Genomic DNA, 17,424 nt, shown 5'->3' on the forward strand with positions numbered 1-17,424 from the left:
GCGCATCATGGAGGGGTGCGGGTCGGAGTCGGGGTCTCCACCGCGCCCGACGCACGGCAGGCCGCGGTGGAGGCTGCAGCGCACGCGCGCGACGAGCTCGCGGGCGCGGCGCCGTCGCTGGCGGTGCTATTCGCATCGCGATCCCACGCCGACAAGGCTGCCGATGTCCTCGCCGCGGTGCAGGAGATGGTCGAGCCGCCCGCGCTGATCGGTTGCCTCGCCTCGACGGTCGTCGCCGGCGGCCACGAGATGGAGGACAAGCCCGCGGTGGCGGTGTGGCTGGCGTCCGGCCTGGCCGCCGAGACGTTCCGGCTGAACTATGTCCCCACCGACTCGGGTGGCCTGCTCAGTGGTTACCGGTTCGACCAGGCCGCAGACGATCTGCACCTGTTGCTGCCAGACCTGTACACATTCCCCTCGAAGCTGCTCATCGAGCATCTCAACACCGCGCTGCCGGGACAGGCCGCCGTGGTGGGCGGCCTGGCGAGCGGCGGGTGGGGACCGGGCGGCACCCGGCTGTTCCGCGACCAGGACATGTTCATCTCCGGCCTCGTCGGCGTGCGCCTTCCCGGCATGCACGCCGTCCCGATCGTGTCGCAGGGCTGCCGTCCGATCGGCGATCCCTACATCGTCACGGGTGCCGACGGCGCAGCGATCTTGGAGCTGGGTGGCCGACCCACGCTGCAGCGACTGCGCGAGATCATCGAGGGGCTGCCGCCCGACGAGCAGGAATTGGTCAGCCGCGGCCTGCACATCGGGATCGTCGTCGACGAGCATCTGGCGGCTCCGGGCCAGGGCGACTTCCTGATCCGCGGCGTGTTCGGCGCCGACCCGCCAACCGGGGCGGTCCAGATCGGCGAGGTGGTCGAGGTCGGCGCGACCGTACAGTTCCAGGTCCATGACGCGGTGAGCGCCGACAACGACCTGCGCCTGACCGTTGAGCGGGCGGCCGCCGAGCTGCCCGGGCGTCCGATAGGCGCGCTGTTGTTCACCTGCAACGGGCGTGGGCGGCAGATGTTCGGGGTCGCTGACCACGACGCGGCCGCCATCCAGGAACTACTCGGCGGGATTCCGCTCGCCGGTTTCTTCGCCGCCGGAGAGATCGGCCCGATCGCGGGACGCAACGCGTTGCACGCGTTTACCGCGTCGATCGCGCTGTTCATCGAGTGAGCCAGCGCGCCAGCGCGGCCAACTCCGAAAGCCGTTGTGGCTCAGAGGTATCCGCGGACGTGCTGCAGCACCTCGTCGATTTTGGCGAAGCCACCGAGATGGCTCTCGGGGCGCACGGTGAGCTCGGCGTCCTGCAGGCGCGCGATGGCCGCGTGGACGCCGGCGATCGGGACGACGTGGTCGGATTCGCCGTGCCACCACCGCACCGGCACCTTCACGTCGGCCAACCGGAAGCCCCAGTCCCGCCCCAACAGTCGGACATCGTCGACCATGGCCAGGCAGCGGCCCCGGAAGGCGTTGACCATGTCGTCGACGAAAATTGCCTCGACCTCCGGATCGTTGAGGACCCGCCGGTCGTCCTCGGGCCACATGCGGATGTAGCCGCGATAGGCGTAATGCGCGAAGGGGATCAGCGGTGCCAGCAGCACGGTGCTGAGCACTGCCAGCGGCCGGCGCAGCTGGGTGAGGACGGGGTTGAACCGGCGGGCAATCTCGGTGGCACCGCCGAATCCGGCCTCGGGACCGACCGACGGGACGGTGCCGTCGAGGACGGCCACGGTGGCGACGCGATCCACCAGCGGGGGCAGCGCGCCGCAGGCCAGCGCATACGCGCCGCCGCCGGACATACCCACGACGCCGAGCTGCTCGGCGTCGAGCGCGTCGGCCACCTGCGCGATGTCGCCGACGAAGTCGGTCACCGCGGAGTAGCGGTGCGCATCGGAGAGCCCGGTACCCGGCCGCTCGATGACGAAGACCCGCAGGCCGAGGGCCTCGGCGGAACGCCGGCCAAGCACCGGGAATTGGCGCCGGGCACCCAGTGTGCCGTGGAACCACAACACCACCGGACCGGCGGGGTCACCGAATTCGGCGTAGCCCAGCCCGCGGCCGTCGGACAGGTGAAAACGGCCCTCCGCGCGCGGAATTTCGACGCGCGGTACGCCGGGGGGATGCCGCAGCGGGTTGCTCAGTTCCATTGGATCTCAAAGTGTATGCGAGCAGGTGACCAGGCAATGACGTGCCTCGCCGTAGCAACGAGCAGGTTCCCCGGTGTTGGCTCGACGTTTGCGTGTGATTCAGCCCGGCTTGGTCGCGGTGACCAGTCTCCGTCGCATCACGCGCGCAACCCGTACGTTTGATGCATGCTCGTTCGGCTTACCGCGCTGCTCGGCGTGCTGCTCGCCCTGTCGGGGTGTTCCGCCGCGCATCCGGCGGAAACAGGATTCCCGAACGGCACAAGCGTGCACACCATGGCCTTTGGCGGGCTGAACCGCAGCTACCGGGTCTACCAACCGGCGGGCCTGGCGGCGGCGGCACCGCTCGTTGTCATGTTGCACGGGGTGTCCGGCAACGGCGAGCAAGCCGAAAACTCTTATGGCTGGGATCCACTGGCCGATTCGGCGAAGTTCGTCGTCGCCTACCCCGACGGCGTCGGGCGGGCATGGAATGGGCACGGCTGCTGTGGCCGGCCCGCCCGTGAGAACATCGACGACGTCGGCTTTATCGCCGCGATGGTCGGCCAGATCAGCGCCGCGCTGGCGATCGACAAGTCGCGGGTCTATGCCACCGGGATGAGCAACGGCGGCATCATGAGCTACGCGCTGGCCTGCAACAGCGGCATCTTCGCTGCCATCGGTCCGGACTCGGCCACCCAGCTCGACGCCTGCGCCGCGCCGCACCCGACGTCGGTGATCCACATCCACGGCACCGCCGACCAGTTGGTCCCCTACAACGGCGGGCAGGGTGCGAGCTTCGTCAACGGGCCGTCGATAGCTGACGTCAACGCGTTCTGGCGCAACGTCGACCATTGCGGCCCAACCGATCTCGCCACCAACGCCCCGGTCACCACATCGACCGCCGCGTGCGCCCGCAATCGCAGCGTCGTGTTGATCACCATCGAGGGCGGCCAACACGGGTGGGCCGGCGGTACCACCGCCCTCGAGCGAGGGGACCCGACGTCGCACGCGCTGAACGCCACCCAGATCATCTGGCAGTTCTTCGCGGCCCACCCTGCCTGAGCAACCCCGGCTCAGAGGTATGCGCGCACGAACTCGAGCACTTCGTCGACTTTGCGAAGCCGCCGAGACTGTTTAATTCAGGAGGTCTGAGCGGCCTGCCGGGCGCTTTCCGCTCTGAGCTCGGCCGCCAATCTCCTTCGCGCCCTGTCGAACTTGGCGTCTTCATCGGCAGTGAACTGTCGCCAGGCTTCGGCCTGTTTCGGCGTCATCGCGGCATTATCAACGCCAGGATCGATGGTCGGGTCCTGCTGTACGAACTCACGGTGCAGTCGGTTGATTTCGCGGGCGTGACGGGCCCTCAACTCGGCCATCCGCCGATCAAGTGCCATAGCCGTAACCCTTTTCGCTTAGTGGATAGATCCCGTACCAGCTGGAACCTCTCATTAGTTTACGCCCAAGCTCTGGATCATCCCCACGGAGGTTTGCCAGCTCGTTGGGCGTCGGCCACTCCTGGCCTGGGTCAAGGTGGTCAACTCGGCCTCGAATTTCTGCGAGCAGTTGCTTGTCGGCGGTGGTGACCTTCGGACTGCGCAGGAGATCATCTATCCGTCGGTGGATATCGGTGAACGACTCAGCGATGCGCCGTGGGTCCCAGTCGAACCCGTACTGGGCCCAGCTGTAGCCACCATCCTGCAGCGCTGCATGGATCGTGATGACATCGACGCCTGAGCGGCGGTAGTAGCGTTCAAGCTCGTCGTAGAATGCGGTGGCGAATCCGCGTCCTCGCGCTGCCGGTTCCAACAACAGCAGGTCGTTTTGAACGACGAGGTAGCCGTCGTGGTCGCGATAGAAGCTACGCACACTTTTCCCCATGGGATCGCCGCTGTCGCTGAGGATCTCACCCTCGATAACGACCTCGGTGGAGGGATCTACACTGCGCCACTTGACAGCGAAGGGACCGTAGCGACCCGACAGGTCATCTGCCAGTTGCTCTGCTGGCTTGCGAGACTGGGGATTGCTGGCGATCGCATCGACGACATCGCTGAGCGAGTCTGCGTAGCTGGTGTCCGCGTCCCGGGTGGCCTTGTCTCGGCTGCGGTAATTCTCGCGAGTCAATTCGCCTTCTGGTGGGTCGTCCAGCGTGGCATACCGGGCACGTTACGCCGGCGGCTCTGCACCAAAACCTCGATGACCATCACCTCATCCCAACAGCGGCCACCGACAGGTAGGCATAATTTGCCGCCGCACACGGCCCAGCTGACGCTATGCCTCCACCTCTTAGCAACTTTTCAGCGACAAGGCGGGGCGCGGTGACAGATAAAGCGTTGCGGCTCAGAGGTAAGCGCGCATGCACTCGAGCACTTCGTCGATTTTGGCGAAGCCGCCGAGGTGGCTCTCACCTGAGCGCACGGTGAGCTCGGCGTCTTGCAGGCGCGAGACCGCCGCTTCTACGCCGGCGATGGGAACGACGTGGTCGGAGTCGCCGTGCCACCAACGCACGGGCACCTTCACGTCGGCCAACCGAAAACCCCAGTCTCGCCCCAACAGTCGGGCATCGTCGACCATGGCCGGGCAGCGGCCCCGGAAGGCATTGACCATGTCGTCGACGAATATCGCCTCGATTTCCGGGTCGGCGAGAACCCGTTGGTCGTCGGCGGGCCATGCGCTGGTGTAGCCGCGGTAGGCGTAATGCGCGATGGGGATCAGGGGTGCCAGCAGCCCGCTACACAGCATTGCCAACGGCCGGCGCAGCTGCGTGAGGATCGGCGCGAAGCGGCGCGCAGTGTCGGTGATGCCGCCGGACGTGGCCTCTGGGCCGACCGACGGGACGACACCGTCCAGGATCGCGACGGCGGCCACGCGAGCGACCAGCGGGGGCAGTGTGCCGCAGGCCAGGGCGTAGAAGCCTCCGCCGGACAGGCCCACGATGCCGAGCCGCTCGACCTCGAGCGCGTCGGCTACCTGCGCCATGTCGGCGACCCAGTCGAACACCGCGGGGTAGCGGTGAGCGTCGGACAGCCACGTACCCGGCTGTTCCACGATGATGACCCGCAGGCCGAGCCGCTCGGCGGCGCGCCGACCGAGCAGTGGGAACTGACGACGGGCGCCCAGGGTGCCGTGGAACCACAGCACCACCGCGCCGGCGGGGTCAGCGAACTCGGCGTAGCCCAGCTGGCGGCCGCCGGAGAGGCGGAATTGGCCTTCCGCGCGCGGCGTTTCGACGCGCTGTACCCGCGGGAGCTTCCGCATAGGGTTGCTTGGTTTCATGGGTACTGCGAAGTCTAGGCGCCTGGTTGGCAGGGTGATCGTGAGGATCGAATGCCCGGCGGCAGGATAACTCGCAATCATCCGCTACCGCTTTTTAGCTGTTGTGATGACGCGGAACGCCGCTCCTTTGGGGGCGCGGCTACCCTCCGAAATCGCGGAGGTGTCAAACTATGCCCCAAGAAAACCATCAGATATGTCACGACAATTCGACAGCCAACGGAGTGCACCCGTGAGGCTTTTCATGAAATCGCCGCTGATGTTCGCACGTCTTCGTTATTCTATGATTCCGGAAGGCAAGGGACGGATGATGTCGGTCGATTTAACCTAGTTCGCCGCAGGCTTCAGCGACTCACTCATCGGGGCGATTGGCGCACTCGACCGGACGCGGATAAGATGTGCTGCGATCTTGATGGAATGCGGCCTAACGTCTGCGGGCGGTCTGGAACCTAGGCCGATGGACTGGTTGACAGAACGAGCGACGCGATTGCGCCTGCCGATCGATTTACGTCACTATCGCGTGAAAGCGGAGGTCGTGGTGGATAAGGTTAGGTACGCCGAATGCGCATTTTGTGCCATCGCCGATCGCCGAGATTCCGATGTCCGAGAAGTGTATAGAGATGAACACCTGGTCGCGTTTTTCCCAACCGAACCCGCGACCATCGGCCACACCCTCGTCATCCCGAAACCGCATATCGCTGATATTTGGGCGTTAGACTCTCGGACCGCCGAGCGTTTGGCTTCTGCCACCGTGGCTATAGCGTCAGCCGTCAGGCGCGTGTTCGATCCTCAGGGACTCAACGTTATTCAATCGAACGGTGAGGCTGCTAGCCAAAGTATCGCCCATCTACATATCCATGTTGTTCCTAGGTGGAGCGGTGACGCGATAGGCCGGTTCTGGCCCTCTGAGACCAATCACCCGGAGGCGGATATGAATGACGCTTGGCAGAGGCTAAACGATGAGTGCCGCCGAACACTCGAAGACACCGCGGGCACGGAAAACGCCCTGCCTGGTCCAGAAGATCGTCGAAAGCATTTGGAATTCATCCAGGCAGTAGTCGCCCGGCTAGCGGATGCATCAGCAAAGACTAAAGGATGGCTTCTGCCGGTCATCACCGTTGCTTACGGTTATGCTCTGACGAAGCACGTTGCCGCGGTTGCGGGTCTCGGAATGGCGGCGGTGGTGTTGTTTGCGTTCATCGACGCCAATTATCTCGATCAAGAGCGGTCGTTTCGGCGGCTGTACCGCGCTGTAGCCGCTGGCGAGCCAGTGCCGCCATTTTGCCTGGATCCCACAGTTGTATCCGAAGACCGGGCTCGGCAGCCAGCGCGATATGGCTTTTCCCGGATCTGGCGTTCAATCCTCGAGAGGATGCCGAGTATACCGGTGTGGTCGTCGTGGGCGATCGCGCCGCTCTATGGGGCACTCATGTTGATGGGAGTTGTGATCTGGCTAAAGGTCATTTGAGTTGCGACGCGGTTTAATCGACGGTCTAATCGGGTGCGAACGTTCGCACGCGCCACAGGGTGGTCCCTGTAAATCGATCGCGCCTTCCGGTTGACCGCGACGCAATAGCTAAGCCACCCGTCAGGCCAGCGGTGCGGTGCTATTGACGGATCGCGGGTTCCCACGCCGATCACCCCCCTCCGTGAGCGAACTCGTCTACTCGCTAAGTAATCTTTCGACGGCTGGCATCAGCACGACCGCAAGCACATTGGGCGAATGCCGAGCGGGGTGACTGGCGGTATTGCCGGAGATTTGTGTTGTTTTGCTACCGCCAGCGGCGCAACCTGCTTGAATGGGATGCGTGCCTCCTCCGCTACTAGAAGAGGTGTTCAACTCTTCGGGGATCCCGACGCACACCTTCGTTGAACCAGACCAGTGGGACGAGCTGGTCGTAGCGCTGAGGTCACCTGGCCGGGGCGTCGTGATCGAAGGGCCAACAGGCGTCGGCAAGACGACCGCACTGGAGAAAGCTGTCGACGCGCTGGGATCCCGACATGCCATCGAACGATGGAGCGCTCGGATACCGGCCGATTGCGAATGGATTCGCCTGCTGCCGGAAATGGATGACGCCGGCCTAGTAGCAATAGACGATTATAATCGGCTCCCAGATGATCTCCGGCAGGCAATCGCAGACCGCATGAAGATCCTCGCCGACCAGGAATCACGGGGAACAAAGCTAATCGTCCTTGGAATCAATAATGCGGGAAGTTCCCTGATCACCTTTGCGCGAGATCTAGTCAGCCGGATAAGCATCGTCCGCATGGGTACGTCGACCGACGAAAAGGTGCGCAAGCTCGTTACTGAGGGAAGCGCAGCTCTCAACTGCGACTTGCCGGTGGAGGAGATAGTTCGACACTCCCAGGGCAGTTTCCAAATGGCGCAGGTATTAGCGCATAAGTGCTGTGTCCTATCACAAGTCACGGAAGCGCAAGCGACGCGAAAGCCGTTTACGGGAAACTTCGAAGCCGTCCTCGACGCGGTAATGAACGACTTAGCCCTGAGATACGCAGAAATTGCGATGAAGTTCGCCGCCGGTCCAAGCTTCAATCGCGAAGGCCGCGCCCCGTACCTCCATTTGCTGAAATGGATCGCCGAATCCAAAGAACGCACCATCACGCTGAATGATCAGTTGCTGAACAAATACCCGACGCTCCGAGCTAGCATAGCGACAGTCGTGAGTGGCGGACACTTAGTGGATCATATCAACAGCAGCCCAGATTTTGCTGAGTTGATACACTTTGACCCGCGTAGTCGGTTCTTATCGATCGAAGAGCCACAATTCCATTTCTACTTGAGACATCTTAACTGGTCGCGGTTTGCGATGCGCGTAGGCTTCGTGAGCCTTGATGTGCAAGATCGATATGACTTTGCGCTTTCCTTTGCCGCAGATAAACGAGATCAAGCCAGGTACCTCAGCAACAAACTTAAGGCAAGAGACTTGCATGTATTCTTCGATATGGACGAGCAGGATCGGATACTAGCAACAAACATCGAAGACTATCTGCGACCGATCTACAAATCTGAGGCGACATTCGTCGTCTGCTTCCTTTCGTCCGACTATCCGAAGAGCGTCTGGACAATGTTCGAAAGTAAGCAGTTCAACGCGCGCTTCGGAAGAGACAGCGTAATACCCGTCTACTTCGATGTCGCTAACAAGCCGGTAATCGACGGAGCCAACAAGGTCGGATCCTGCAGGATTGTTGAATCCCAACCGATCGAGCCCCAGCTGGACGATTTAGCCGAGGACCTTTGCAAGAAGATCGCCGAGATGCGGGCTCGCCCGCGGGCGCGTGCAGGTGAGTTTTATTGCGTACGTTGCTCCATCATGTATCCGGAAAAATTACTGGCACCGGACAGAGCGAACACATGCATGGACTGCGCAGAACGCGAGCGCGTGGACGCCTGAGAAGAGCCGATCGACTCCGGCTCGCCGGCGTCGAGTGTTTCATCCCGGCTTGGTCACGGTGGCCAGTTGCGTGGACATCCACGGGCCGCCAGCGACACTGCGGCGCTGCACTTTGCGCCAACCGCGTTCCCGTAAGTGGGCGGCATGCTGACGGGCCCCCAAATCGGCGACGGCGAGGCGACCGCCGGGTAGTAGCACGCGCATCGCTTCACCGAGGGCTCGGCGCCGTCCGTCGTGCATCGGAATGTTGTGAATGGCAAGGCTACCGACGATGACGTCGACGCTGTCGTCGTCGAACGGCAACGCGGTCATGTTGGCGGTGTGCAGCTCGACGCGATCGGCGATGTTCTCCAGCTCCGCGTTGGCCAGGGTCGCCGATGGCGAGTTGTCGGTCTGGTCGGCCTGCAGAGATCGACACCGATCGCCTGCCCGCGCGCCGAGATGGTGTGGAATGACCCATCGATTCCGTAGTCGCCCTGGTGATCAGGCATAGTCACGAGCTTACGACTCGACAAGCCGCCGAAGTTTTTTCAGGCTCTCGTCGAGTGAGCGGCTGACCCAGAACGCCGCAACACGATCGGCGATCAGGCCGAGCGGCCCGCCGTCGGAGTGATAGGCCAGCCGGAACGTCACGATGGTTCGACCCGGCCTGGCGTCGCGCAGCCGGAACCGGCCTCGCTGGGTCACACCGGTGATGTTGATCCAGGCCAGATCGCACGCCTCATCGAACTCCACCACTTCGGCGACACCCCCCACCGGGATCGAGCCGATCTTCCACAACACGGTGTAGCGGGCGCCCACCCGGGCTGGGCCTTCGGTCAGCGTCTCCCAGCGCTCCAGGTGAGCCAGGAAAGAGGGATAGCGATTCGGGTCGCGGAGCACCTCCCACACGGTGTCGCGATCGGCGTTGACGATGATCCGGCGTTCGACGCGCATTAGCCGATCACCGGGAATCGACGTTCGGCGGCCAACCGATCGACACCGGCCTGCAGGCTGGCGATCACTTCGTCGTACACCGCCTGGTCGTCGTCGTGCACCTTGATCGGCTCCTGCACCTCGATGACGATCTTGGCGGGCAGCGGAATGTGGCCGGCCAGATCGCCGACGTTCAGCCCCCATGGCAGTGCCAGCGAGATGGGCACACTCTTGAGTCGGAGCACCTTATCGAGCATCAGCAGTTTGGATAGCCACTGGGCGCGTCCGAGGAATAACGCCGTTTCCTGGCCGCCGACGCTGGACACCGGCACGATCGGCACACCGGTCTCGCGGGCGAGCCGCACGAAGCCTTTGCGGCCACCGAAGTCGACGACGTGCCGCTGCCACGATGGGCGGAAGACCTCGTAATCGCCACCCGGATACACCAACACGGCGGCGCCGGAATCCAATGCCAGCCGGGCATTTTCGGGGCTGGCCGCCACGGTGCCGAACTTGCGAAGCCAGCGCAGCGGCGGATACAGGGTGACCAGGTTATGCGCGAGTTGATAGAACGGGCGCTCCACCCCGAAATACGAGCAGAACGCCAACGTGAACACGAACGTGTCGGGAGGTACGTTGCCGCCGCTGTGGTTGCCGACCAGTAGCACCGGTCCTTCAGGCGGTATCCGGTCGAGTCGGCGGACGTCGGCCCGGAAATACAGCGACGCCAGCAGCCACGTGCCGGGCAGCTGGTCTCGGATGAAGTCCGGGTCGCGCTGGTGCAGATCTGCCTTGGGCACCCGGTCAACGATCTGTTTACTTGCCCATCCGAGGGCATCCGCGACGCCGACCATGGTCCCAGCCTGACACAGCTGAGCAGGTGGCTACGGTGTTTGCGTCCGCCGGTTCGGCCTGAACTGCGATCCGTGGCCGCAGTGATCGGCGGCAGGCTGGCCGGGTTGGGGGGACGGTGCTTTGCTCTCAGGTGGCACTGCTGTAGACGTCCATGAGTTGCAGCCTCGTCGCATCGAGCCCCTGACCGAGAATCGGCGCCACGCGCTTGAGCAGCTCGTACCCGAGCTCGTGGTCCCCTTCGCATTTGTCACGCAGGCACTTGCCATCCAGCACGATTGCTCGGGTCATCTCCGCGGCACGAGCGTCGAACCTCGAGGTGTATGGCGGGACCAGCCACGACCAGCCAAGGATGTCGCCGCCTCTCAGCGTCTGAATGGTCAGGCTGCCGCGACCAGGAGCGAAGACTTCGAGTGAAACCTTCCCTTCGCGAATCAGATAGAAGTGGTTCGCTTCTTCGCCTGCGCGAAAGATGAACTCACCGGCGTTGAAACGCATGTTCGAAGCGCACCCGACTGCCAGTTCAAGATAACGCGGGTCCAACCCACCGAAAAACGGATGCGAGGCCAGAACACCTTCGAGCGTCCTCATCGCGTGCTCCTTTCCCGAGCCGCTGGTGTGAAAATCTTCAGGTGATCCTCTTGCTTCACCTTACAAATGAAGGTACGAGCACGCGCCGCTGTCAGTGCGGTTATTCGACATCTTGATTCGATCACGGGTTCCGGACCGAGCGGATTCCAAAAACGCCGTTGACGGCCAGCCAGCAGCAGCTCGTGCGAGACGAACCCACCGAACGCCTCGGTGCACTGAGTGCGGCCTCGATCAGTCGCGTCAACACGAGCCTGCGAATTGCGTTGGCAATCCCAGAGTTTCCGGTTGTGGGGAGGCGGTGACTAAGATGGCGCCGACACACGGCGGCACCAAGGCGCGATGAGCCGTGAGTCACCAGTGTCCGTGATGGACCACTTCGTCGAAGGGCCGCCGATTCGGTTTGCGGATGGGCTTGAGCGGGCGGTCAGCGGGATAGCCGACACCGAGAAGGTAAGCCACCTGATATTCGTCGGGGACGCCCAGGATGGCGCGTGCCTTCTCCTGATCCCCCACCGACGAATGGCCGGTGCCGATGCCCAGGTCGGTGGCCGCGATCATCATCGCCATCGTGGCCTGACCGACGTCGTATTGGTCAGTCACCTTCCGGCGTTCGCTCGGCGGTTCCGGGATGACGAAAGCGATCGCGGCCGCAGCACCCGCGATATGACCGGCACCCTGCCAGACCGTCGAGAGTTCTTGCAGCTGAGCCTTATCGGTGACGATGACAAAGTCCCACGCCTGGCGGTTCTTTGCCGACGGCGCCCGCCATCCGGCCTCGGCGATGCGGTTCAAGTCTTCGTCTGACACCGGCTCCGGCGTGTACTGCCGCACATTGCGTCGAGCACTGATCGCATCCCACGTTTCCATCCCATTCCTCTCTTGTGCGTCCGCTGGCCATGCTGCCACCGGGGTCGAGCGGCGCGCGTCGGCACCGACCCCGAAATCCTCGGGGATTAGGTGGCCCACGGCGAAGCGCCAATTCGCACGAGTGCCGCGTTCTGGGGAATCGCGTGATCGTTCATGATCTCTACCCGCCGGAACGGACGGATCTCATGGTCGGATGGCCCCATAATCCGTTGGTCGCCGGGTTCGAGCCCCGCCTGCCCCACTTCAGAGGCCATTTTTGGATCACTCTCGCTCACGTCCATCGCTTATTCATTGTTTATGGTGCGGTCGAGCAGCTCGGTAACCTCGGTGTGCATCCAGCCACGGCTCATATACCGGTCCTGCGTCATCGACACCTTGGCATGGCCGACTTGGTCGACCCCGATTCGGGCTGACAGGCCATCGTCATCGATTAGCGTCGCGACGGTCTTGCGGAAGCTGTGGGTCGCGACGTCCAGGACGCCCAACTCCTCTCGCACGGTGCGCCTTTGCCGGTGCTACAAAGTCAGATCTTCGACGACGAGAAACCTGCGCAGACTTGTAGAACCAGATCTTGCGCCGACCTATGCTCTAAACAATGGGGGCTCTAGACAATGAAGGAGATGTCTGTTGGCTCGCAAGCGCACCTGGTCGGTCGATCCGGATAAGGTTTACACCCTTTTCGACGACGAAGAGCGCGCGGCCTACCACTCTGAATTTAAATCCACCGCCGGGCAGATTTTCGAAGGACACCAGGCTTCGGATCTACTTCACTGGATCGTGCAGTATCGCTCGCCGTTCATCCAGATGGCCTCCGGTATCGGCAAGCTGTTAACAACTCTCGAGGCCTCGATCAAAGGCAACATCGAATTTATCGTTGCGACCAGCGACGGCGCCGAATTTGAACTCGCCTTCGGCCCGCAGATTCGTCGCCTCGTTCAGGCTGCCGCGCACTGGGAAGAGCAGACCGAGCCGCAAATCGAAACATGCCTCAGGGACACGCAACGAGCTATCGCCAATCTCTGTGCTGCGTGTACGCCAACCCTTATGCAACGGGACTCGCAGATTGGCGCTCACATCCGAAGCAGAGCACAGGCATCTCAAGACCCCGGACAGCGCATGCGGGCGGACATCCAGGCGGGCATGCTCATGGAGTCCAGGCCGGAATACAGCCCGACGGATGCCGGCCTCATGCAAGATCTCGTTAAGCAGATGGAGCCTATCGACCAGCGACTGGGTCGCTCGTTTATGGACGATCCAGCCGCGGCCCACATACTTACCGCGGTCGATCGGATGTTGGACTCAGCAAGGACAACAGCCGACCGGGCGTCCGCGCAGCAATCCCGTCAGGCGCCGATGCCTAACCCGCGCCTGAATAACAACCGCGTCGCTCGCGCTGTCCAACAACTCGAGGATCTTGAAGCCGCGCTGCATGCCGCGAAAGTACTCGAGAGCACAGGCGAGACCGTCATCGAGGCGATGGCGCTTGCATTGTGGAAAGAACGTTGGCGCATTTATGAACTTTGGCTGTTCTGCGCTATTTGCGCGCTGCTAGTGAAAGCTAGTGTGCGCGTAAACACCATGAACCGGATTGTCAATGGTCGATGGACCCTTAAATTCTCGCGTGATCCCTCACCGGTGCTGTCTTGCGTCATTGGCTCTAGCACGCTCGAGATCTTTTATCAATATTTCGAAAAGGGTGATGAAGAGGGCAATATGCCGGACATCGCGGTGCGGTCGCAAGAAGCCGGGAAGTGGCTGCTCATCCTCGATCCCAAAATGGGTCGAACCTACCGCAATGCCGAACTCGCTTCTGTCTGCCTCCGGTACGCGGCGGCGTTTGACGCTCCACTCAGCATCGTGGCGAATTATTTTCCTGACGAACCGTCAAACGAAGAACTAGCCAGCAAACACCGGGCGATGCTTTGCCACGGTCTGCGGCCCAATAATTTTTCAACGATAGCTGGGGCGTTGCGCTCCAGTTTTGCCGGCGCCGGACTAGCACTGCCCCCCTCAGCGGCCATCTGCATCCTGATTGACGCGTCAGGTTCTATGTCCGCGAGTCTTAAAGCGACCGAGCAGTTGGTGTTACGTGTCATCGAGGCCGCTCCGAGCCTGGATGCGGCGTCAGCATGGATCGGATTTTTCAGCGACAGTCCACCCGATCTGCGACCACTCGACCAGTTCTTGAACAACCCCGAGTTTCCGCAGCCTCTTGGCGAAACCAACTACAAAACGGCGCTGATGCAGGGCGCCGACAAGCTCGTTAATTGTGAGGGGGAGCGTGAGATTTGGCTGTTTGGCGACGGCGTGGACAGCGAAGGGGCCGACATGCTTGCCGAAATGTTTACGCAACGACAAATCAGGCTGCTTGCCTGGACTGGACCGAGCGAGTCGATCGAATCTTTATGTGAGCTGACCGGAGGCCGTTTTTCGTTAGTTACTTAGAGCGTCCCAACTCAGCTGTGGGCGTCGAGTCTTGGCTGCAGGAATTATCTATGTGAACGCTGCAACACCATCTTCAGCTTTGACACCACTCAATTCGGTCATGAGCGGTGACGGCCATCGCCGCGGCCTGCCATGTGACTGTCCGATTGGGGCGGTCCGACCGGTGCGTTTCTGCGCATACGTCACCACCGTCAGGTGAGTTGCGCGAGTGAGCGCGACGTACAGGTAGCGTAGCTCTTCGCCCTCGTCTCCTCGGGGGTTCGGGATATTGCCTTCTTCGGCACCCACCACGATCGCTGTGTCGAACGTGAGTCCCTTCGACATTGCCATAGTCATTATTTGAACCTGGTAGTCCGCGCCGGATGCCGATTCTCTCAGTGTTGGCTGAAACTTGTTGAGCAGATCATTGAGGTTACGTTGCCCCGCCTTGTCGCCAATTGTTTTGAACTGCTTTTCAGCATCGGGGGTGAAGACGTCAGCATCTATCTGCTTGACCTGATCGACTAGCCAAGCCGCCCAACTTTCGCCAACGGGTGGCCCTTTGCGCTTCGGCACTTGCGCCATCGCGTCCTGGATCCCTTGCACCATGGCATCGACCTCAATGCGGTTACGTAGCTCCGGAAATCCGTTGGCATGCAGTGCACGAAATCGCGCAGCGAAGCTACCCGATTCAGCGCTACCGTAGATGTGGTCTACGGCGGTATCACCTACGCCTGGCGTCACCTTGAGCAAAGCTCGCCATGCCAGACTGTCATCGCCTTTGCGACGGATCAGTTGACCAAGCGCTAGCGCGATGCGGACACCCCGATCCTTCAGGATTGAATCGATGTCGGTGGGTGCCGCGAGTGGTATCCCGAGACCGGCGAACTGAGGTGCAAGCTCGGCAGCCCACGCGGATACATCTGACCGGACCAGCACTGCGACTTTGATGGGGTCGTCGCCGGGTTTCACGGGTGCTTTGAGCCTGGCTCGCACAATGCGCGCCACGCCGGCAGCCTCGGCCGAATCTGTTGGAAAGCGCAAATATCGAAATTCCGTCGAGGCGGTAGCAGATGGCGTCAGCGGTTTTTTTGTTGGGCGATCACGGTCTTGGTTGATGAGTTCGGCGGCAACCTTTAGGGCAGGCGCCCCGGTCCGATGGCAGACGGTCAACGGATAGTCGCACTCTGTATCGAAGGTCTTGGTGAAGTTGCGAATGCCCTCCGGCGCGGCATTTCTCCAGCTATATATGGACTGATCGTCGTCACCGATCGCCAGGATCGCAACGCCTCGTTTGTGGAGCTCTTGGAGGACAAGCTGTTCCGCCTGATTAAGATCCTGATACTCATCAACAATAAGCAGATCGACCTCCGGATCGGCTGCATCTTTCCTAGCCAGAACAGCTGCGGCCCGGATTGGCAGCTCACTGAGGAGCGTATAGCCGTACCGGCGACGATGTTCTTCCCAGATGTCCTGATACGCCTGCACCAATTTCGGTTCCTTAGCCGCTATGGGCAACTTCTCGCGCGTGAGCGACTGGAAGCCGGCACTTAGTTCGGCTTCCAATGCCGCGACCTTCGACGGTGTCGCGGTCTTATATCCCTTTGCCCTCAGGAGACGAGAAATATCTGGGCGGATCAGCTGTTCTTGTTCCCAATCATCGGGGATCCGCAGCGGGTCAGGGATTCCGCTGATCTGCCGGTTCTTCGGGGTCCGCAAAATTCTAAGGGAGTATGCATGCATCGTCTTTGGTGGTTGCCCTGCCGGCGACTCGAAAAGACCTCTCTTGCGCAATTTGTCGGCAAACTCCGCTGTGGCAGCGCGAGTGAAGGTGATGTAACGGACCCGCAGCTTTTTGTGTTTCGCAGACTCAGACAGCTGCGCCAGGTACATGACACTCATGAAGCTCTTCCCGGTGCCAGGTCCGGCGAGAACGCGTCCGCTCAGGTACGGCGGATGCCCGAGGAGATCCTGTTGTTCATCGGAGAGGTCCATAGCGGTCAATTATGAACCGCCCGCTTGGAGCTACATCGAAGATGCACAAATTAGGAGCTGATTCTTGTACGGCCGAAACTCGAACGATTCGAACCGATGAGCTCTGCAGACAAACGCTACTTGGGTGGGGCCGGCGTCAACACGGGTCACCGACCTGGCAAGGTAGGTCGACCGGAACGGTCTTCCGCATTGCATTTCGGGGCTAGGACGGCTTCGGTGAGAAGACCTCCAACTTGGTATCCGGGCCTACGCCAGCCCCCACCCGCGTGCCGCACGCCTTAGAGTCTTGTTGTGGCAAACCCGCGTTCTTTCAAGTCAGCATTGGACGACGCAGCGAAGCATCAGTATCCGCTCTCGATTCTCTTAGGGAATGGCTTCAGCCGAGCGTTCAGTGACGAGTTTGGCTACGGGACGTTGCGTAGCGTCGCGGATTTACCGGACCTGACGGTCAGCAAGGACCAGCTCTTCCAACAAGCCGGATGAGATTGCCGCTCCGCAAGTACTTGTCGCGATCGGCGACGGTCATCGCGTTCTTCTACACACGCTGCCAGAATCCCAACAAGTGCTCAACCACAATCACCAAACTTGCTCAGCTCCAACAAGAACTCACAACAACTTCACCTACGACGCAAATCGCTGCGATCACTTATGATCCTGCCTACGACTCACCCGAGCGGCTTCTGCGCTATGGCGCCGATCGCGGTCTAGTGTTCAGCAACGCGGTCCGTATGTTCCGAACGTTCGCTGGCCATCCAGAACTGCAGTCATTCTTCGCTTTACACGTTGGCTACAACGGATCCATGGTCAATCGCCACGGCGTCGAACTGTTCCTCGTCGATTCCGACTTAACGGGCTCTTCGGAAATGAGCGTGCAGCGGTGGTTGGCGGATATCCGGGGTGGGGGTTCGTGTCGTTGAGCTGAGGTGGGGCCTCGGTGGGTGACGATTCAGGTTCCTACACGCCGCTTCACCAACACC

At 61.6% G+C, this 17,424-nt stretch carries 17 protein-coding genes and 2 pseudogenes; 7 read left to right on the forward strand and 12 right to left on the reverse strand.

What is annotated here, in order from left to right; genetic code table 11:
• Positions 1 to 15: 15 nt before the first annotated feature.
• Positions 16 to 1,170, forward strand: a complete 1,155-nt coding sequence (locus VKI00_RS20340; protein WP_324440626.1) for an FIST signal transduction protein — start codon at positions 16 to 18, stop codon at positions 1,168 to 1,170.
• Between the two features lie 41 nt (positions 1,171 to 1,211).
• On the opposite strand, the gene VKI00_RS20345 is transcribed toward VKI00_RS20340, so the two are convergent.
• Entirely contained in the window at positions 1,212 to 2,144 is a 933-nt protein-coding gene (locus VKI00_RS20345) for an alpha/beta hydrolase (RefSeq protein ID WP_324440596.1), read from the reverse strand.
• A 165-nt stretch (positions 2,145 to 2,309) separates the two neighbouring features.
• On the opposite strand from VKI00_RS20345, the gene VKI00_RS20350 reads away from it, so the two are divergent.
• The gene (locus tag VKI00_RS20350; protein WP_324440598.1) at positions 2,310 to 3,185 is read left to right on the forward strand and encodes an alpha/beta hydrolase family esterase; all 876 of its coding nucleotides are present in this window, start codon (positions 2,310 to 2,312) and stop codon (positions 3,183 to 3,185) included.
• A gap of 77 nt (positions 3,186 to 3,262) precedes the next feature.
• On the opposite strand, the gene VKI00_RS20355 is transcribed toward VKI00_RS20350, so the two are convergent.
• The 3 genes from VKI00_RS20355 to VKI00_RS20365 all read right to left on the reverse strand — a co-directional run bounded on the left by VKI00_RS20355 (position 3,263) and on the right by VKI00_RS20365 (position 5,393).
• Positions 3,263 to 3,514: a hypothetical protein gene (locus VKI00_RS20355; RefSeq protein WP_324440600.1), complete on the reverse strand. Its 252-nt coding sequence runs from the start codon at positions 3,512 to 3,514 to the stop codon at positions 3,263 to 3,265.
• The gene (locus VKI00_RS20360) at positions 3,504 to 4,241 is read right to left on the reverse strand and encodes a hypothetical protein (RefSeq protein ID WP_324440602.1); all 738 of its coding nucleotides are present in this window, start codon (positions 4,239 to 4,241) and stop codon (positions 3,504 to 3,506) included. Before VKI00_RS20360 ends, VKI00_RS20355 begins: the two co-directional genes overlap by 11 nt.
• A gap of 216 nt (positions 4,242 to 4,457) precedes the next feature.
• Positions 4,458 to 5,393, reverse strand: a complete 936-nt coding sequence (locus VKI00_RS20365; RefSeq protein WP_324440604.1) for an alpha/beta hydrolase — start codon at positions 5,391 to 5,393, stop codon at positions 4,458 to 4,460.
• 454 nt (positions 5,394 to 5,847) lie between these two features.
• Here VKI00_RS20365 and VKI00_RS20370 point away from each other — a divergent pair, with 454 nt between their 5' ends.
• The gene (locus VKI00_RS20370; RefSeq protein WP_324440606.1) at positions 5,848 to 6,858 is read left to right on the forward strand and encodes an HIT family protein; all 1,011 of its coding nucleotides are present in this window, start codon (positions 5,848 to 5,850) and stop codon (positions 6,856 to 6,858) included.
• A gap of 331 nt (positions 6,859 to 7,189) precedes the next feature.
• Positions 7,190 to 8,803 (forward strand): TIR domain-containing protein, encoded by a 1,614-nt coding sequence (locus tag VKI00_RS20375; RefSeq protein ID WP_324440607.1) that lies wholly within the window; start codon positions 7,190 to 7,192, stop codon positions 8,801 to 8,803.
• 39 nt (positions 8,804 to 8,842) lie between these two features.
• Here VKI00_RS20375 and VKI00_RS20380 read toward each other — a convergent pair.
• The 7 genes and pseudogenes from VKI00_RS20380 to VKI00_RS20410 form a co-directional block, all read right to left on the reverse strand.
• Positions 8,843 to 9,237, reverse strand: a pseudogene (locus VKI00_RS20380) (class I SAM-dependent methyltransferase); the annotation flags it as partial.
• A gap of 67 nt (positions 9,238 to 9,304) precedes the next feature.
• Positions 9,305 to 9,739 carry an SRPBCC family protein gene (locus VKI00_RS20385; RefSeq protein WP_324440609.1) on the reverse strand — a complete coding sequence of 145 codons (435 nt, stop codon included), beginning with the start codon at positions 9,737 to 9,739 and terminating at the stop codon, positions 9,305 to 9,307.
• Positions 9,739 to 10,572: a lysophospholipid acyltransferase family protein gene (locus VKI00_RS20390; RefSeq protein WP_324440611.1), complete on the reverse strand. Its 834-nt coding sequence runs from the start codon at positions 10,570 to 10,572 to the stop codon at positions 9,739 to 9,741. Before VKI00_RS20390 ends, VKI00_RS20385 begins: the two co-directional genes overlap by 1 nt.
• A gap of 127 nt (positions 10,573 to 10,699) precedes the next feature.
• Positions 10,700 to 11,161: a cyclic nucleotide-binding domain-containing protein gene (locus VKI00_RS20395; protein ID WP_324440612.1), complete on the reverse strand. Its 462-nt coding sequence runs from the start codon at positions 11,159 to 11,161 to the stop codon at positions 10,700 to 10,702.
• 351 nt (positions 11,162 to 11,512) lie between these two features.
• On the reverse strand, positions 11,513 to 12,028 hold the full coding sequence (locus VKI00_RS20400) for a nitroreductase family protein (protein WP_324440614.1): 516 nt from the start codon (positions 12,026 to 12,028) through the stop codon (positions 11,513 to 11,515).
• Positions 12,029 to 12,114: 86 nt separating this feature from the next.
• A complete protein-coding gene (locus tag VKI00_RS20405; protein WP_324440616.1) occupies positions 12,115 to 12,309 on the reverse strand; it encodes a hypothetical protein in 195 nt (64 codons plus the stop codon).
• A 3-nt stretch (positions 12,310 to 12,312) separates the two neighbouring features.
• Positions 12,313 to 12,540, reverse strand: a pseudogene (locus tag VKI00_RS20410) (site-specific integrase); the annotation flags it as partial.
• Between the two features lie 115 nt (positions 12,541 to 12,655).
• On the opposite strand from VKI00_RS20410, the gene VKI00_RS20415 reads away from it, so the two are divergent.
• Positions 12,656 to 14,473 carry a vWA domain-containing protein gene (locus VKI00_RS20415; RefSeq protein ID WP_324440618.1) on the forward strand — a complete coding sequence of 606 codons (1,818 nt, stop codon included), beginning with the start codon at positions 12,656 to 12,658 and terminating at the stop codon, positions 14,471 to 14,473.
• Between the two features lie 48 nt (positions 14,474 to 14,521).
• Here VKI00_RS20415 and VKI00_RS20420 read toward each other — a convergent pair whose 3' ends face one another.
• Entirely contained in the window at positions 14,522 to 16,447 is a 1,926-nt protein-coding gene (locus VKI00_RS20420) for an ATP-dependent helicase (protein ID WP_324440620.1), read from the reverse strand.
• Positions 16,448 to 16,738: 291 nt separating this feature from the next.
• On the opposite strand from VKI00_RS20420, the gene VKI00_RS20425 reads away from it, so the two are divergent.
• Positions 16,739 to 16,930, forward strand: a complete 192-nt coding sequence (locus VKI00_RS20425; RefSeq protein ID WP_324440622.1) for a hypothetical protein — start codon at positions 16,739 to 16,741, stop codon at positions 16,928 to 16,930.
• On the forward strand, positions 16,927 to 17,364 hold the full coding sequence (locus VKI00_RS20430; protein ID WP_324440624.1) for an SCO family protein: 438 nt from the start codon (positions 16,927 to 16,929) through the stop codon (positions 17,362 to 17,364). The genes VKI00_RS20425 and VKI00_RS20430 overlap by 4 nt, the downstream gene beginning before the upstream one ends.
• The last annotated feature ends 60 nt before the right edge of the window (positions 17,365 to 17,424 follow it).

This window comes from Mycobacterium sp. (assembly GCF_035314665.1).
GTDB lineage: Bacteria > Actinomycetota > Actinomycetes > Mycobacteriales > Mycobacteriaceae > Mycobacterium.

Coding starts and splice junctions, on each gene's coding strand:
- VKI00_RS20345 (WP_324440596.1), bottom strand. CDS start 2,144: ATGGAACTGAGCAACCCGCTGCGGCATCCCCCCGGCGTACCGCGCGTC.
- VKI00_RS20350 (WP_324440598.1), top strand. CDS start 2,310: ATGCTCGTTCGGCTTACCGCGCTGCTCGGCGTGCTGCTCGCCCTGTCG.
- VKI00_RS20355 (WP_324440600.1), bottom strand. CDS start 3,514: ATGGCACTTGATCGGCGGATGGCCGAGTTGAGGGCCCGTCACGCCCGC.
- VKI00_RS20365 (WP_324440604.1), bottom strand. CDS start 5,393: ATGAAACCAAGCAACCCTATGCGGAAGCTCCCGCGGGTACAGCGCGTC.
- VKI00_RS20370 (WP_324440606.1), top strand. CDS start 5,848: ATGGACTGGTTGACAGAACGAGCGACGCGATTGCGCCTGCCGATCGAT.
- VKI00_RS20375 (WP_324440607.1), top strand. CDS start 7,190: ATGGGATGCGTGCCTCCTCCGCTACTAGAAGAGGTGTTCAACTCTTCG.
- VKI00_RS20385 (WP_324440609.1), bottom strand. CDS start 9,739: ATGCGCGTCGAACGCCGGATCATCGTCAACGCCGATCGCGACACCGTG.
- VKI00_RS20390 (WP_324440611.1), bottom strand. CDS start 10,572: ATGGTCGGCGTCGCGGATGCCCTCGGATGGGCAAGTAAACAGATCGTT.
- VKI00_RS20395 (WP_324440612.1), bottom strand. CDS start 11,161: ATGAGGACGCTCGAAGGTGTTCTGGCCTCGCATCCGTTTTTCGGTGGG.
- VKI00_RS20400 (WP_324440614.1), bottom strand. CDS start 12,028: ATGGAAACGTGGGATGCGATCAGTGCTCGACGCAATGTGCGGCAGTAC.
- VKI00_RS20405 (WP_324440616.1), bottom strand. CDS start 12,309: ATGGACGTGAGCGAGAGTGATCCAAAAATGGCCTCTGAAGTGGGGCAG.
- VKI00_RS20420 (WP_324440620.1), bottom strand. CDS start 16,447: ATGGACCTCTCCGATGAACAACAGGATCTCCTCGGGCATCCGCCGTAC.
- VKI00_RS20430 (WP_324440624.1), top strand. CDS start 16,927: ATGAGATTGCCGCTCCGCAAGTACTTGTCGCGATCGGCGACGGTCATC.